Annotated in this window: 13 protein-coding genes; 9 read left to right on the forward strand and 4 right to left on the reverse strand. The window is 66.0% G+C overall.

Annotation, left to right across the window (positions count from 1 at the left end):
- Positions 1–5 precede the first annotated feature (5 nt).
- The 4 genes from V7S63_RS03480 to V7S63_RS03495 are packed head-to-tail and all read right to left on the reverse strand — an operon-like array spanning position 6 to position 3,294.
- On the reverse strand, positions 6–362 hold the full coding sequence (locus V7S63_RS03480) for a hypothetical protein (protein ID WP_336529213.1): 357 nt from the start codon (positions 360–362) through the stop codon (positions 6–8).
- Positions 363–388: 26 nt separating this feature from the next.
- Positions 389–1,651, reverse strand: coding sequence for a TRAP transporter large permease (locus V7S63_RS03485; RefSeq protein WP_336529214.1), 1,263 nt, complete (start codon positions 1,649–1,651; stop codon positions 389–391).
- Position 1,652: 1 nt separating this feature from the next.
- Entirely contained in the window at positions 1,653–2,285 is a 633-nt protein-coding gene (locus V7S63_RS03490) for a TRAP transporter small permease (protein WP_336529215.1), read from the reverse strand.
- Positions 2,286–2,319: 34 nt separating this feature from the next.
- Positions 2,320–3,294: a TRAP transporter substrate-binding protein gene (locus V7S63_RS03495; protein ID WP_091833318.1), complete on the reverse strand. Its 975-nt coding sequence runs from the start codon at positions 3,292–3,294 to the stop codon at positions 2,320–2,322.
- A 180-nt stretch (positions 3,295–3,474) separates the two neighbouring features.
- On the opposite strand from V7S63_RS03495, the gene V7S63_RS03500 reads away from it, so the two are divergent.
- The 9 genes from V7S63_RS03500 (at position 3,475) to V7S63_RS03540 (ending at position 14,757) form a co-directional block, all read left to right on the forward strand.
- Positions 3,475–4,128, forward strand: coding sequence for a TetR/AcrR family transcriptional regulator (locus tag V7S63_RS03500; RefSeq protein WP_336529216.1), 654 nt, complete (start codon positions 3,475–3,477; stop codon positions 4,126–4,128).
- 80 nt (positions 4,129–4,208) lie between these two features.
- Positions 4,209–5,636: an NAD-dependent succinate-semialdehyde dehydrogenase gene (locus tag V7S63_RS03505; RefSeq protein ID WP_336529217.1), complete on the forward strand. Its 1,428-nt coding sequence runs from the start codon at positions 4,209–4,211 to the stop codon at positions 5,634–5,636.
- Positions 5,637–5,647: 11 nt separating this feature from the next.
- On the forward strand, positions 5,648–7,399 hold the full coding sequence (locus tag V7S63_RS03510; protein ID WP_336529218.1) for a GMC family oxidoreductase: 1,752 nt from the start codon (positions 5,648–5,650) through the stop codon (positions 7,397–7,399).
- A gap of 3 nt (positions 7,400–7,402) precedes the next feature.
- A complete protein-coding gene (locus tag V7S63_RS03515) occupies positions 7,403–7,756 on the forward strand; it encodes a tautomerase family protein (RefSeq protein ID WP_336529219.1) in 354 nt (117 codons plus the stop codon).
- Positions 7,753–8,202 carry an Lrp/AsnC family transcriptional regulator gene (locus V7S63_RS03520; protein ID WP_336529220.1) on the forward strand — a complete coding sequence of 150 codons (450 nt, stop codon included), beginning with the start codon at positions 7,753–7,755 and terminating at the stop codon, positions 8,200–8,202. The genes V7S63_RS03515 and V7S63_RS03520 overlap by 4 nt, the downstream gene beginning before the upstream one ends.
- 101 nt (positions 8,203–8,303) lie before the next feature.
- A complete protein-coding gene (locus tag V7S63_RS03525) occupies positions 8,304–10,067 on the forward strand; it encodes a thiamine pyrophosphate-binding protein (protein WP_336529221.1) in 1,764 nt (587 codons plus the stop codon).
- Positions 10,068–10,327: 260 nt separating this feature from the next.
- A complete protein-coding gene (locus V7S63_RS03530; protein WP_100963413.1) occupies positions 10,328–11,980 on the forward strand; it encodes an ABC transporter substrate-binding protein in 1,653 nt (550 codons plus the stop codon).
- A 200-nt stretch (positions 11,981–12,180) separates the two neighbouring features.
- Positions 12,181–13,779, forward strand: coding sequence for an ABC transporter substrate-binding protein (locus tag V7S63_RS03535; protein WP_100963411.1), 1,599 nt, complete (start codon positions 12,181–12,183; stop codon positions 13,777–13,779).
- A 24-nt stretch (positions 13,780–13,803) separates the two neighbouring features.
- Positions 13,804–14,757 carry an ABC transporter permease gene (locus tag V7S63_RS03540; RefSeq protein ID WP_091840679.1) on the forward strand — a complete coding sequence of 318 codons (954 nt, stop codon included), beginning with the start codon at positions 13,804–13,806 and terminating at the stop codon, positions 14,755–14,757.
- Position 14,758: the final 1 nt, after the last annotated feature.

Raw genomic sequence — 14,758 nt, forward strand, 5'->3', positions numbered from 1 at the left:
AGCTCTTAAATGCGCATCGCATCTGCCAGCATCCAGTTGCAGGAGACGACGCTCAGGATCTGAACGCTGCTGGGCAGTTCGAGAAGATATTCAGGGTCCTTGTCCAGATGCCTGATCCGGGTCGGGTCGGCTCCGGCCCAGCGGGTCATCGCCTCCATGCTGTCCCAGAACGACGTGACCATGAAGAAGCTGGAATCCGCCTGGTCCTCGCGGAACATCTGGACGCCGCGCGCCCCAAGCGATTCGAGCTTCTTCACCCCGTGGTCGTAGAGATAGCGGGTGTACTCGTCCGCCAGGGCGCTGCTGGTCCGGCCTCGCCAGATGCGGGCGACGCCGCCAGGTGCCGTGCTCGACTGATTCATCGCGATTGTCCTGTTTGCGCGTGGAGTTATCTGATCAGCGCCAGCGTGAACCATGGCCAGATGCTGAGCATGACCAGGACCACGCAGGTTGCGAGGCAGAAGGGGAGTGACATGGCGAAGACGTCGCTCGGTTTGGTATTCGTCAACGACGCGCCGACGAACAGCGCAGCCCCGACTGGCGGCGAAACCAACCCGAGTGTCAGATTGATCGAGACCACCACCCCGAAATGGATCGGATCGATGCCATAGAGGCCAGTCGCGATCGGATAGAGGATCGGCACGATCAGGATCAGCCCGGCGACGCCGTCGATCACCGTGCCGATGACCAGCAGGATGAGGTTGAGCCAGAGCATGAAGCTGACCGGTCCGCTCGCCACCGAGGTCATCCAGTTGGCGACGACCTGCGGCACCTGGCCGTGGATCAGAACCCAGGTGAAGACGTTGGCCGCGGCGACGAGATAAAGCACAAGCGCCGTGTTGAGTCCGGTCCGCAGGAACATCTGCGGCAGCTGGCGCAGATCGATCTCGCGATAGCCCAAGCCGAGAACCAGCGCTGCGACGCAGGCCAGCGCCGCCGATTCCGTCGGGCTCGCCAATCCGGTCATGATGCTGACCAGGATGACGATCGGGATCAGCATGGTGGGCAGGCCGCGCATGAACCGGCCGATGCGCTCGCGGACCGAAGCGTGGGGCTCGATGGGATAGGCGAGCCAGAAGCCCATCAGCCAGATCACCAGGCAGAAGGTCGCGATGATCAGCAGGCCGGGAATGATCCCCGCGACGAACATGTCGCCGATCGGTGCCTGCACCATCACGCCGTAGATCACGAAGATCAGCGAGGGCGGGATGATAGGCCCGAGCAATCCCGCCGAGACGGTGGTGGCGACGGCAAAGTTCTTGTCGTAGCCTTTGCGCACCATTTCCGGCACGAGCGTCTGCGCCATGATTGCGATCTGGGTCGTCGACGATCCCAGGATCGACGAGATCAACCCGTTGGCGAAGACGTTGACATAGGCGAGGCTGCCGCGGATCCGGCCGGTGATGGCCATGGTCATCCCGAGCAGCCGCGTCGTGATCCCGCCTGCGTTCATGAACTCGCCGACCAGGATGAACAGTGGCAGGGCGAGCAGGCCGTAGGAATCGATGCCGCCGAAGAGCTGGATCAGATAGGAATCGAAGAGCTGCCAGTTTCGCGTCGCGACGACATAGGACAACGTCGCAAGGCAGAGCACGAGCCCGATCGGCAGGCCGCCCAGCAGGAACGCGGTGAAAGCTGCACCAGTGATCATGTCAGCCGGCCTCCAGGGTCGCGGCGCTGTCGGCGGCGATCCGTTCGCGCTCCGCCCAGCCCAGGTCCTCGACCAGATTGGCGAGGCAATGAATGCTGACGCCGACGGCGTAGAGCGGCAGCACGAGCAGGACGACCCATTTCGGAATGCCCAGCGTCTGGGTCGGATCGGTATAGAGGAAGTTCAGCGAGGCCGCGGTGTAGGCCGCGATGTCGAAGCCCGACCATGCCAGCTGCACCGGGTCGAAGAGCCGCCAGCACAGCACGATCAGGAACAGCCCGTAAGAGAGGCCGATCACGGTCAGCATCGCGTCGACGACCCTGCGCTTGGCTTGCCCAAGCGTGTCGATGACGAGCGTCACGGCGAAGTCGAGCCGCTGTCGCACCGTCAGTGAGGTGCCGACGAAACAGGTCGCGACCATCAGATAGATCGCGAGTTCGTCGACCCAGATCAGCGGCCGGCCGGCAGCCCGGGTTGCGATGTTCAGCAGGATCAGCGCGAAGATCGCGGCGACAAAGGCGGTCACCAGCACCTTTTCACCAGCGGCGACGACACGGCTCACGGCCTGCGTCGCCTCCGCGACAGTCCTGCGGCGACAGCGCAGGAGGGCCGCGTCTCGCGCGGTCAGATCCATGGCGACATTCTCCTGTTGGCGCGACCGGCCGGCGTCAGCGAGTGAAGGTTCGCAGCGCCTTCAGATCGGGCGCCTTGGCCTCCCAGCGCGCATCCCAGGCCTTGACGACCTCCGCGAACGTCTCGCGCGCGACCGGCCTCATCTCGAAGCCGGCTTCAGCCAGGCGCTTGCGGAAGGCTTCCTCGTTGGCGACGAACTCGTTGCGGATGAGCTTCATCTGCTTGGCGACGAGATCGCGGATCAGCTTCTGATCAGCCTCGCTCAGATCGCGCCACACCCTCGCCGAGAAGGCAGCGGCCATCGGTGCCATGACGTGATTGGTCACCAGCATGGTTTTGGCGAGCTGGTTGTACTTGTTGTAGAACGTCGCCTCGAAATCCATGTCGATGCCATCGACCTGACCATTGGCGAGCGCATCGTAGACACCGGCGAACGGCACCGGCGTGGGCGCCGCACCGAGCAGCTCGTAAAAGTCACGCGCCGGCGCGGACGGTATGACGCGGATCTTCTTGCCCTTGATGTCGGCAATGCCCGTCGACTTGTCGCGGGTCAGGATCTGGCGCAGGCCAGTCATGCCGTATCCGAGGCCGATGGCGCCGATGCTGGCCGGGAAGCGCTCGAGAATTTTCTCGGCGACCGGACTTTCCAGAACGGCCCGGGCCTGATCCATGTCCTTGACGAGAAATGGAGCATGCAGCGCGGCCAGTTCCGGCACGCGGTTCGACAGTTCGGCGGTGGTCAGCCAGCCCATGTCGAGCGCCCCGGTCTGGAGCTGCTGGATCATCTGGGCTTCCGAGCCGAGCTGGCTGGACGGGAAAACCGCAACGGAGAGCCGTCCGTTCGTCGCAGCCTTGAGCTCCTCTCCGAAAGCCTGGGCGCTCAGCGTCCATTGCTGGTTCGGCGGCACGACGAGGCCGATGCGGATCGTGCGCGAATCCTGGGCCACGGCCGCCGAAGCGGTGAACAGGCTCGCGAGCAGCAACGCTGTCGACGTCAGTTTCGTCAGCATGGTCGGGTTCCCCTCCGGGTTTTCCAGGCTCGCCCTCACGATGCCTGTTGAAAACAATTGTTTTAATCATCTGTTTGTAAAAAACTGTTGTCAAGCGGCTTTCGCTCGCGATCCGGTACCGCTAGCGATAGAGCGACAACCCGGCCGTGCAGGCGCGCGGACTTATGGAAGGACGATCCGATGAAACGAGCAGCGCCGGCGGCGAGCGAGCCTGACACGCGGGAAAGGATTCTGGCCGCGGCGCTCACCGTATTCGCCGAGCGTGGCTTCGAAGCCGGCACCGTGCGCGACATCACCGAGGCAGCCCGCGTCAACACGGCGGCGATCAACTATTATTTTCGCTCCAAGGACGAGCTGATCCGCCAGGTCTTCGAGGCCGGGCTGAAGCCGATCATCCGGGCAAGGAGCGGTGCGCTCGATGCCTGCATCCGGCAGTCGGCGCCGGCGCTGCCGAAGATTTCAGCCGTCGCAGAAGCACTTGTCAGGCCGCTCGTCGAACTCGGCGCCGGCGAGTACCGCGATGTCATGACGATCCTGATGCAGGTCCGCACCGGCCAGCTGCCGCTGACGAAGCGTATCGTCGAAGAGCAGTTCGGCCCCGTCCACGAGCGCTTCGTCGACCTACTGCAGAAGCTGCTGCCCGACCTGTCACGCACGGAGATCGCGCTGCGCTACGACTGTGCGCGCGGCGCCGTCCTGCAGACGCTCGTGCACCTCGCGCCCGCCTCAGCGCTCGCGGTCGCCGAGACCGATCGTGAGCGAGCCGATCACGAGAAGACGGTCCGCCGCCTCGTCCGCTTCGTCTCTGCCGGCCTTGAAGCGCCGCCCGGATAAGCCCGAGCCGGACGCCCCTTGTCAGGGTCGCGATTTCGAATATATGTTTCAAACATATGTTTTGAAAATGGCGACGTTCGATGCCCTATTTCCGTCCTTCGCTCTGGATTGCCGGAGCGGCCTGCCAAGGCTCCGGCGCCACCGTCACCGTGCTCGACCCATCCACCGGCGGCGCTCTCGCCGAGTTCACCGGCGCGTCTGCCGAGGATATCGGGCGCGCGGAGGCGGCGGCTGCGCACGGTTATCGGATTTGGCGCGAGACGCCGGCCATCGAGCGCGAGCGTGTCCTGCGCCTGACGGCGCAGGCGATGCGCGCCGACAGCAGCAGGATGGCCGCGCTGATCGTGCAGGAAAACGGCAAGCCGATGCGCGAGGCGCTCGCCGAGATCGACGCCGTCGCCGACACCTTCGATTTCTATGCGGCCGAGGCCCGGCGCAGCTATGGGCGGACGATCCCAGCCCGTAGCCCCGGCGCGCGCATGGCAACGTCACGCGAGCCTGTCGGTGTCGTCGCGGCGTTCTCGCCCTGGAATTTCCCGGCGATCAATCTGGTGCGCAAGCTGGCACCGGCTCTCGCCGCCGGCTGCGCGGTCATCGCCAAACCGGCGGAGGAGACCCCTGCGACCGCGCTCGCGATCGCCGATCATCTGGGGCAGGCCGGTCTGCCGCCGGGCGCGCTGAACCTGCTCTTCGGGGATCCGGCCGAGATCTCGTCCGCCCTGATCGCCTCGCCTGTCGTCCGCAAGGTCTCCTTCACGGGTTCAACCGCGGTTGGCCGCCACCTCGCGCAACAGGCAGGGGCGGCGCTGAAGCGCTGCACCATGGAGCTCGGCGGGCATGCGGCGGCGATCATCTGCGCCGACGCCGACCCCGAAGCTGCCGCCGACCTCATCGCCGCCGCCAAGTTCCGGAATGCCGGACAGAGCTGCAATGTCGCCAGCCGCTTCTATGTCCATCGTTCCCGCTACGATCGCTTCGTCGCCCGGCTGGCCGAGCGGGCGCGCGCGATCATCGTTGGGCCGGGCAGCGACGATGCTACCGGGATGGGACCGCTGTCGAACGCGCGCCGCGTCGATGCAATGTCGCTCCTGGTTTCCGATGCCGTCCAGGCGAAGGCCAGGGTCGTTGCCGGTGGCGCCCGCCTCGAGCGCCCCGGCTTCTATTTTCCGCCGACGGTGCTGGCGGAGGTGCCCGCGTCGGCCGCGATCATGCGCACCGAGCCATTCGGGCCGATCGCGCCCGTCGCGGCCTTCGACGATCTCGACGAAGCACTCGCGCTCGCCAATGACAGCGCCTTTGCCCTGGCCGGCTATGTCGTGACCGATCACGCCCCGACGGCCCGGCGACTGGCGCAAGGGCTGAACGCCGGCGCCATCGGAGTCAACACCTTCACGGTCGCGTTGCCGGAGGTGCCGTTCGGCGGGTCCGATGCCAGCGGCTGGGGCCATGAGGGCGGGCCCGAAGGGCTTGAGCCCTATCTCCTGACCCGCTTCGTGCACGAAGCCTGACGGTGGTGGCGATGCAGACACTGGAAGCCGATTTCATCATCGTCGGCGGCGGTTCCGCCGGCTGCGTCCTGGCGAACCGCCTTTCCGCTTCTGGCCGGCATCGGGTCGTCCTGATCGAGGCCGGGCGCGACCAGCCTCCGGACCGCGAGGAGCCCGCGATCCTCGACAGCTACCCGCGTGTCGCCTACTTCAATCCGACGAATATCTGGGCCGATCTCAAGGTCTTCCTTGAGCCAGTCCCGCATAACGATCCGGCGGGCCAGCCGAAGGCAAAGCGCTACGAGCAGGCGCGGATCATGGGCGGCGGCTCCAGCCTCAACGACATGCAGGCCAATCGCGGCCTGCCGAGCGACTACGATGACTGGGCTGCGAATGGCGCCGAAGGCTGGGACTGGCAAGGCGTCCTGCCGTTCTTTCGCAAGCTCGAGCGCGACATGGACTTCGGTGGCCCGCTCCACGGCGACACCGGGCCGATCCCGATCCGGCGAATCCAGCCCGAGGTGTGGCCGGGCTTCTCGCGCGCTGCGGCCGCGGCCATGGTCGAGGCCGGCTTCTCCCCGATGCAGGACCAGAACGCGGAGTTCGGCGACGGCTGCTTTCCGATCGCGATCTCGAACGCCTATGATCGTCGTGTCTCGACGGCGATCGCCTATCTCGACAATTCCACCAGGCGCCGCCGCAACCTGACGATCATCGCCGATTGCCGCGTCGAGGCGCTGACGATCTCGGAAGGACGCGTCACCGGCATCTCGGCGCGAGCACCGGACGGGCCGCTCGCCATCTCCGGGGCCGAGACCATCCTTTGCGCCGGCGCCCTCCATTCACCTGCCATGCTGCTGCGCAACGGCATTGGTCCGGCGGCGGAGCTGAGAGCACTTGGCATTCCCGTCCTCGCCGACCGACGTGGCGTCGGGCGCAATCTGCAGGAGCATCCGGCGCTCTCGGTCTCGGCCTATATCCGCCGCGAGGCGCGGCTCCAGCCGGCGCTTCGCCGCCACACCCATCTCGGCTTGCGCTACTCTTCCGGCCAGGCCGGGGCTCCGCAGGGTGACATGTACATGGTCGCCCTGAGCAAGACCGGGTGGCATCCTGTCGGCTTGCAGCTCGGCTCGCTGGTCACCTGGGTGAACCGGCCGTTCTCGCGGGGCAAGGTCGTCCTGACCTCCGCCTTGGCGGCCGTGGAGCCGCGAGTCGAGTTCGCCCTGTTGTCCGACCGGCGGGATCTCGACCGCCTGGTGTCGGGGCTGCGTCTGGCCGCTGGCATCTTCGATCAGCCGGCACTCCGCGCCGTGACGGATGATCCCTTCCCGACGAGCTATAGCGAGCGTGTCCGCGACCTCGGGATCGTCTCGACCAAGAATCGGATCCTGACCTCTATCCTCGCCTTCGGTCTCGACGGTCCAGCCTGGTTCAGGCGCAAGCTCCTGCGCCATGTCGTCACCGAAGGCGCACAGCTGGAGACGATGCTCGCCGACGACGAGATCCTGGAGCATTTCGTGCGCAGCGCGGTCCATGGTGTATGGCACGCCTCCGGCTCCTGTCGCATGGGTGCGCCGGACGATCCCGATGCCGTGGTGGCGGCTGATGGCCGTGTCATCGGCGTCCCCGGCCTGCGCGTTGCCGACGCCTCGGTGATGCCGTCCGTGCCGAGCGCCAACACCAACATCCCGACGATCATGATCGCCGAGAAGATCAGCGCGACAATCCTGTCGGAGCAGCCAGGGCCGATGGCGGCTACGGTCGTTTCTGCGGATGCGAGCTAGATCATGCCCGTGATCGCCGTTCACACCGCGCATGACTGGTGTGCCACACCGGATGCCGCACTCGAAGGGCTGCGTGACGCCGCAATGGCGGCATGCTCGCTCGGGCCGGCGGCGCTGACCTTGCTTTGGCAACCTTATGCCGCCGGGCGGGTGATCGCCCCGGCGGACCGGGGTGTGCGCTATTGCCTGGTCGAGATCGCCATGCTCGCGGGACGCTCCCGGGAGCTAAAGCAGAGCCTCGCGCTGGCCTGCATCGCGGCCCTGGCGCGCTTTGGGGTGCCCGCGACAGATATCGACATCTGCTTCGCCGAGAGCCGGCCGGCCGACTGGTTCGTCGCGGGACGCCCGCTGCCATGACACGCGCCAACCGGGAGGACGACAACGACCGCAGGATCATGGCGGTGCTGGCCGCCAATGCCCGCCAGCCGACCGTGGCGATCGCAAAAAAGCTCGGCCTGCCGCGCACGACGGTGCATGAGCGGATCGAGAAACTGGAGCGCAACGGCACGATCACAGGCTACCGCGCCGTCTTCGCCAGCCCGGCAATTGCGCAGCGGCTCGAAGCGATGCTTCTGCTCTCGATCAGGCAGCGTCGGCAGTCGGAGGTGGTCCGCCGGCTCGAGAGCCTGCCGGAGGTCCGCAGCTGCGCTTCGGTCAGCGGCGAGTTCGATCTGATGCTCGTCGTCGAAGCTCCGCTCAGCGAGGACCTCGATGCCGTCATCGACGAGATTACAAGCCTGGAAGCGGTGGAGCGCTGCATGACGCTGATCGTCCTGGCAAAGAAGTTCACGCGCGGAGAGTGAATTCCGGCATTCTGCCGATCACCTCGCAATGCTTCCGACGCTACGCCGATGCTGCCGACGGTGCCCTGGCATAACTTGGGGTTCCACTGGGAATCTCTGACATGCGCGGCGCCGATCTTCTCGTTCACATGCTGACCGCCTATGGGGTCGACGTCATCTTCGGCGTCCCCGGCGATACCAACGTTCCGCTCTATGACGCACTGCGCCAGGCGCAAGGACAGTTGCGCCATGTCATGGCCCGTGACGAGCGGTCGGCCGGCTACATGGCGGATGCCTATGCGCGCCTGACCAACCGGCCGGGGATCGTCGAGGTCCCGAGCGGTGCCGGGGCGACCTATGTCCTGCCCTGCGTCGCCGAGGCCAACGGCTCCTCGGTCCCGCTCATCGTCATCACGAGCGACACGCCGGTCGCCAGCGAGGGGCGCGGGGTCATCACCGAACTCGATTGCGCCCGCCTGTTCGAGCCGGTGGCGAAGGCCTCATGGCTGGTCAAATCTGCCAAAAGGCTGCCGGATACGATACGCCGCGCCTTCCGCGTCGCGACGGGCGGCAAACCGGGCGTCGTCCATCTCGCCGTGCCCGAGGACGTGCTTCACGAAGAGGTCGAGCCGGCCACCGTCTCGCTGCATGTCGAGAGCCATCACCGCAGTTTTCCGGCCTACCGGCCGTCGGCAGAAGCGGCCGAGCTCGACAGCCTGATCGCCATGATCGGCCAGGCGCGGCGTCCGCTCTTCGTCTTCGGCGGCGGTGCGAAGCGGTCGCAGGCCGGCGCAGCGCTGCTCGCGCTGGCCGAGCGCCTGGGCATGCCGATCGTCAACACCATCACGGGCCAGAGTTCGTTGCCCGACGGTCATCGGCTCGCCATCGGCGTGACCGGCGACAACGGCTTTCATCCGCATGCCAACCGTGCCGTCGCAGAAGCCGATCTCCTCATCTACTGGGGGTGCCGTCTCGGCTCGGTCGTGTCCGTCGGCTGGACATTCCCGCCGCCGGATCACGAGCGGCGCATCGTCCAGATCGATATCGATCCCGAGATCATCGGCAACAACTCGGCCAATGCGCTCAGCATAAACGGCGATGTCTGCGCGGTCGCTGAAGGCCTGGCTGCGGCCCTGCCCGACACGCTCGCAGTCGACCCGCACTGGCTCGAAAGATTGAATGGCTGGAGGGCGCAGTTCTGGCGGGACGCGCAGGATGAGCTGCGCGACGACAGCTTGCCGCTGAAGCCACAGCGCGTGGTCCAGGCGCTGAACAAGCGGCTGGACGGCCCCTTCAGCATCCTCTCCGACCCAGGCACCCCAACGCCGCATATGACGCGCCTGCTGCGGCTCGACGATCCCGATACCGATTTCATCATTCCCCGCGCTTATGGCGGGCTCGGCTACGCACTGCCGGCCGTGGTCGGTGCCTGGCTGGCACGCCCGCAAGCGCGACCGCTCGCGCTGTTCGGCGACGGCTCGTTCGGGATGAACTGCGGCGAGCTCGAAACCCTGGTACGGCTCGGCGTGCCGGCTATCCTTATCCATTTCAACAATGGCTGCTTCGGCTGGATCAAGGCGCTGCAGCGACTTCACGGCCACAACGCGACCTACTCGGTCGATTTTCTCTCGCTGGACGCAGCGCGCATCGCCGAAGCGTTCGGTCTCAAAGCCTGGCGGGTGACGGACGCCGCCGAGCTGACCGCGGCCCTGGACGAAGCGCTGGCATTCGACGGCCCGGGCTTCATCGATGTCGTCGTCGAATCGATCGCCGACGTGGCTCCGCCGGTTTTCTCCTGGTTGCGCCGGCTCGGCGAGGACCCGTTGGCGCAGCCTCACGCCAGGAATGTGGAATTGGCGAGGTCGTCGCCCAAAGCCGAATATTGAGTTCAGTCGCCGTTCTCGAACGGTGATCAGCTGTCGACAGCATACCGATATGCTCGTGGAGGGCGGAATGAAACTTGCGGTAGACATCGACGTACAGCCTGAAAGCGGTCGTTCCGGTGATATGCTGCAGATTGGTGCCATGCAGTGCTGACACCTCCGCTCTGTTTGCTCGCAACGGCTGCCCTGACGGGTGGCACGCCCGTTGCTAGCCCCTCCCCAATCCGCGCGAACCAACGCCGGGCCTCGAGGGGAGCACCGTCATGTCGTCCAGGTTCACCACGCGCGCCGTCATGCTGGCGCTCGGCTTTTCAACCACGCTCGCGGGCACCGCGCTCGCCCAGGAGAAAGTGCTGCGCATCGGCATGACCGCCGCCGATATCCCGCGGACTCATGGCCAGCCCGACCAGGGTTTCGAAGGCAACCGCTTCACCGGCATCCCGATGTATGACGGGCTGACCAACTGGGACCTGTCCTCGGCCGACAAGGCCAGCGTCGTCATTCCCGGCCTCGCCACCGAATGGGCGGTCGACGCCGGCGACAAGACGAAATGGGTGTTCAAGCTGCGCCCGGGTGTGAAGTTCCAGGACGGCTCGGCCTTCGATGCCGCTGCGGTAGTCTGGAACGTCGAAAAAGTGCTCAATAAAGAGGCAGCCCACTTTGCTGCCGATCAGGTGGGCGTCACCGTCTCGCGCATGCCGACCTTGAAGTCGGCCAAGGCGATCGATCCGCTCACCGTCGAGCTCACCACCTCCGAGCCCGACGCCTTCCTGCCGATCAACCTGACCAATCTCTACATGGCCTCGCCCACGCATTGGGCAGCCAAGCTCGCCGCCGTCCCGGCCTCGGTGACCGACGCCGCCGAGCGTTCGAAGCAGGCCTGGGCCGCCTTCTCGGCCGACCCATCCGGCACCGGCCCGTTCAAGGGCGTCCGGCTCGTGCCGCGCGAACGCTTCGAGATGGTCGCCAACAAGGCTTACTGGGATCCCAAGCGGGTACCGAAGGTCGACCGTGTCGTGCTGCTGCCGCTGCCGGAAGCCAATGCCCGCACCGCTGCCCTTCTCTCGGGCCAGGTCGACTGGATCGAGGCGCCGGCGCCGGACGCCGTGCCGCAGATCAAGCAGCGCGGCTTCTCGATCTATACCAATGCCCAGCCGCATGTCTGGCCCTGGCAGCTCTCCTTCGCCGAAGGTTCGGTCTGGCTCGACAAGAAGGTCCGCCACGCCGCCAATCTGTGCGTCAACCGCGAGGAGCTGAAGACCCTTCTCGGCGGGCTGATGGAGGTGCCGAAGGGCACGGTACCGCCCGGCCATCCCTGGTGGGGCAATCCGAAGTTCGAGATCAAATACGATCTCGAAGCCGCCAAGAAGCTGATGACCGAGGCGGGCTTCTCGGCCTCCAAGCCGGCGAAGGTGAAAGTGCTGACCTCGGCCTCGGGCTCGGGCCAGATGCAGCCGCTGCCGATGAACGAATTCATGCAGCAGGCGCTGAAGGACTGCTATTTCGACGTCGCGCTCGAGGTCGGCGAGTGGAACGCCGTCTTCACCAACTGGCGCGAGGGCGCCAAGCACGCCAATGCCCGCGGCGCCAACGCCACCAACGTCACCTATGCGGCGATGGACCCGTTCTTCGCCATGGTCCGCTTCGTCTCGACCAAGACCTTCCCGCCGGTCTCCAACAACTGGGGCTATTTCGGCAATGACGAGTTCGACAAGCTGATCGCCGACGCCCGCACCTCCTTCGACGGCACGGCGCGCGATGCGGCGCTCGCCAAGCTCCACGCCCGTATCGTCGAGGAGGCGCCCTTCGTCTGGGTGGCGCATGATGTCGGCCCGCGCGCGATGAGCGCCAAGGTCAAGGGCGTGGTCCAGCCCAAAAGCTGGTTCATCGACATCGCCCCGATGTCGATGGAGTGACAGGGCTTAGAGCCTGCCGTTTCCGTCATGGTCGGGCTCGTCCCGACCATCCACGCCTTCCCGTGACTGATCGCATGCAGCGTTCAAGACGTGGATGCTCGCCACAACGGCGAGCATGACGGTGCGGTTCGGGCGCCTTCAAGCCCATGGCACGGCCCTTGCTGAGCCGGTTCAGAACTCTTCCAGATCAAAGGTGCCCGATGCTTCGCACTGCCCTGGCCCTCTCGCTCGCTGCCGGCGTCGCGCTTCTTGCCCAGCCGGCCCTGGCGCAAGGCACGCTGCGCATCGCGATGACCGCCTCCGACATTCCGCTGACCACAGGCCAGACCGACCAGGGCGGCGAGGGCATGCGGTTCATGGGCTATACGGTCTATGACGCGCTGATCAACTGGGACCTCTCCAGCGCCGACAAGCCCTCCGACCTTAAGCCCGGCCTCGCCACCGCCTGGGCGGTCGATGCGAGCGACAAGACCAAGTGGACCTTCACCCTGCGCGAGGGCGTGAAGTTCCATGACGGCTCCGAGTTCACCGCCGAGGCGGTGGTCTGGAACCTCGACAAGCTGCTCAAGAACGACAGCCCGCAATTCGACCAGCGCCAGGCGGCGCAGGGCCGCTCGCGCATCCCGGCCGTCGCCGCCTACAAGGTGATCGACAAGTACAAGGTCGAGATCACGACGAAGTCGCCCGACGCGACCCTGCCCTACCAGCTCGCCTGGATCATGATGTCGTCGCCCGCGCAGTGGGAGAAGGTCGGCAAGAACTGGGAGGCCTTCGCCAGGACGCCGTCCGGCACCGGCCCGTGGCAGCTCACCGCCTTCCAGCCGCGCGAGCGGGCCGAGCTCTCGCCGTTCAAGGACTATTGGGACAAGGCGCGGGTACCCAAGCTCGACAAGCTCGTGCTGCTGCCGCTGCCCGAGCCCAATGCACGCGCCGCCGCGCTGCGCTCCGGCCAGGTCGACTGGATCGAGGCGCCGGCGCCCGATCTCGTCGAGTCTCTGAAGGGCGCCGGCTACAAGATCGTCACCAACGCCTATCCGCACAACTGGACCTGGCATCTCTCGCGCGTCGAGGGTTCGCCCTGGAACGACATCCGCGTGCGCAAGGCGGCCAATCTCGCGATCGACCGCGCCGGACTGAAGGAGCTGCTCGGCGGCATGATGATCCCGGCCGAGGGATTCTACCCGCCCGGCCATCAATGGTTCGGCAAGCCGAGCTTCAAGCTGAGCTACGACCCCGCGGCGGCCAAGAAGCTGCTCGCCGAGGCCGGTTACTCCCCGGCCAAGCCGCTCCAGACCCGCATCCTGATCTCGCCCTCCGGCTCGGGCCAGATGCAGCCGCTGCCGATGAACGAGTTCGTCCAGCAGAACCTCGCCGAGGTCGGCATCAAGGTCGATTTCGAGGTGGTCGAGTGGAACACGCTGATCAACATCTGGCGGGCCGGCGCGAACCACGACTCGTCCCGCAAGGCGACGGGGATGAACTACACCTATTTCATCCAGGACCCCTTCACCGGCTTCATCCGCCATCTGCAATGCGATCTGAAGCCGCCGGCGGGCACCAATTGGGGCATCTATTGCGACCCCGAAATGGACAAGCTGTTCGACCAGATCCGCACCACCTTCGACCCGGTGGAGCAGACCAAGATCCTGCAGAAGACGCACGAGAAGTATGTCGACGACGCGCTCTTCCTGATGGTGACGCACGACGTCAACCCGCGCGCCCTGTCGGCCAAGGTCAAGGGCTTCGTCCAGGCGCAGAACTGGTTCCAGGACTTCTCGCCGATCTCGATGGACAAGTGAGCAGCGAATGACGCGAGGCCGGCCATGCTGACCTATCTCGCCAAGCGTATCCTCTATGTGCTGCCGGTGGCGCTCGGCGTCAGCCTGTTCTGCTTCCTGCTCGTCCATATCGCGCCGGGCGACCCGCTGACCTCGGTGCTGCCGCCGGACGCCTCGCAGCAGATGCAGGAGGAGATCAGGAAGCTCTACGGCTTCGACCGGCCGCTGCCGGTGCAGTTCGGGCTCTGGCTCTGGAAGGCGGTGCAGGGCGATCTCGGCACCTCGATCGCGACCGGCCGCCCGGTCGCCGCCGAGGTCTGGCGCGCCGTCGGCAACACCCTGCTGATTGCCTGCCTCGCCACCGTGATCGGCTTCGTGCTCGGCTGCTTCTTCGGCTTCGTCGCCGGTTATTTCCGCGGCTCCTTCCTAGACAAGTTCGCCTCGATGCTGGCGGTGCTCGGCGTCAGCGTGCCGCATTACTGGCTCGGCATGGTGCTGGTCATCGTCTTCTCGGTGCAGCTCGGCTGGCTGCCGCCGGGCGGTGCCGGCCCCGGCGGCTCGGCCTCCTGGAAATGGGACTGGGAGCATGTCAGCCACATGATCCTGCCGGCCATCACCATGTCGGTGATCCCGATGGGCATCATCTCGCGCACGGTTCGCGCGCTGGTCGCTGATATCCTGAACCAGGAATTCGTGCCGGCGCTGCGGGCCAAGGGCCTGATGGATTTCGGCGTCTTCCGCCATGTCGTGAAGAATGCCGCACCGACCGCGCTCGCGGTCATGGGCCTGCAGCTCGGCTACCTGCTCGGCGGCTCGATCCTGATCGAGACCGTTTTTTCCTGGCCGGGCACCGGCTTCCTGCTCGGCAACGCCATCTTCCAGCGCGACCTGCCGCTGCTGCAAGGCACGATCCTCGTCCTCGCCATGTTCTTCGTCGGCCTCAATGTCCTCGTCGACATCGTCCAGGGCCTGCTCGACCCGCGCGTGAGGAGGCGTTGAG

Origin of the sequence: Allobosea sp. CCNWLY174 (genome assembly GCF_037120455.1) — a bacterium.
Classification (GTDB): Bacteria; Pseudomonadota; Alphaproteobacteria; order Rhizobiales; family Beijerinckiaceae; genus Allobosea; species Allobosea lupini.

Coding starts and splice junctions, on each gene's coding strand:
- V7S63_RS03480 (WP_336529213.1), bottom strand. CDS start 362: ATGAATCAGTCGAGCACGGCACCTGGCGGCGTCGCCCGCATCTGGCGA.
- V7S63_RS03485 (WP_336529214.1), bottom strand. CDS start 1,651: ATGATCACTGGTGCAGCTTTCACCGCGTTCCTGCTGGGCGGCCTGCCG.
- V7S63_RS03490 (WP_336529215.1), bottom strand. CDS start 2,285: ATGGATCTGACCGCGCGAGACGCGGCCCTCCTGCGCTGTCGCCGCAGG.
- V7S63_RS03495 (WP_091833318.1), bottom strand. CDS start 3,294: ATGCTGACGAAACTGACGTCGACAGCGTTGCTGCTCGCGAGCCTGTTC.
- V7S63_RS03500 (WP_336529216.1), top strand. CDS start 3,475: ATGAAACGAGCAGCGCCGGCGGCGAGCGAGCCTGACACGCGGGAAAGG.
- V7S63_RS03505 (WP_336529217.1), top strand. CDS start 4,209: ATGCCCTATTTCCGTCCTTCGCTCTGGATTGCCGGAGCGGCCTGCCAA.
- V7S63_RS03510 (WP_336529218.1), top strand. CDS start 5,648: ATGCAGACACTGGAAGCCGATTTCATCATCGTCGGCGGCGGTTCCGCC.
- V7S63_RS03515 (WP_336529219.1), top strand. CDS start 7,403: ATGCCCGTGATCGCCGTTCACACCGCGCATGACTGGTGTGCCACACCG.
- V7S63_RS03520 (WP_336529220.1), top strand. CDS start 7,753: ATGACACGCGCCAACCGGGAGGACGACAACGACCGCAGGATCATGGCG.
- V7S63_RS03525 (WP_336529221.1), top strand. CDS start 8,304: ATGCGCGGCGCCGATCTTCTCGTTCACATGCTGACCGCCTATGGGGTC.
- V7S63_RS03530 (WP_100963413.1), top strand. CDS start 10,328: ATGTCGTCCAGGTTCACCACGCGCGCCGTCATGCTGGCGCTCGGCTTT.
- V7S63_RS03535 (WP_100963411.1), top strand. CDS start 12,181: ATGCTTCGCACTGCCCTGGCCCTCTCGCTCGCTGCCGGCGTCGCGCTT.
- V7S63_RS03540 (WP_091840679.1), top strand. CDS start 13,804: ATGCTGACCTATCTCGCCAAGCGTATCCTCTATGTGCTGCCGGTGGCG.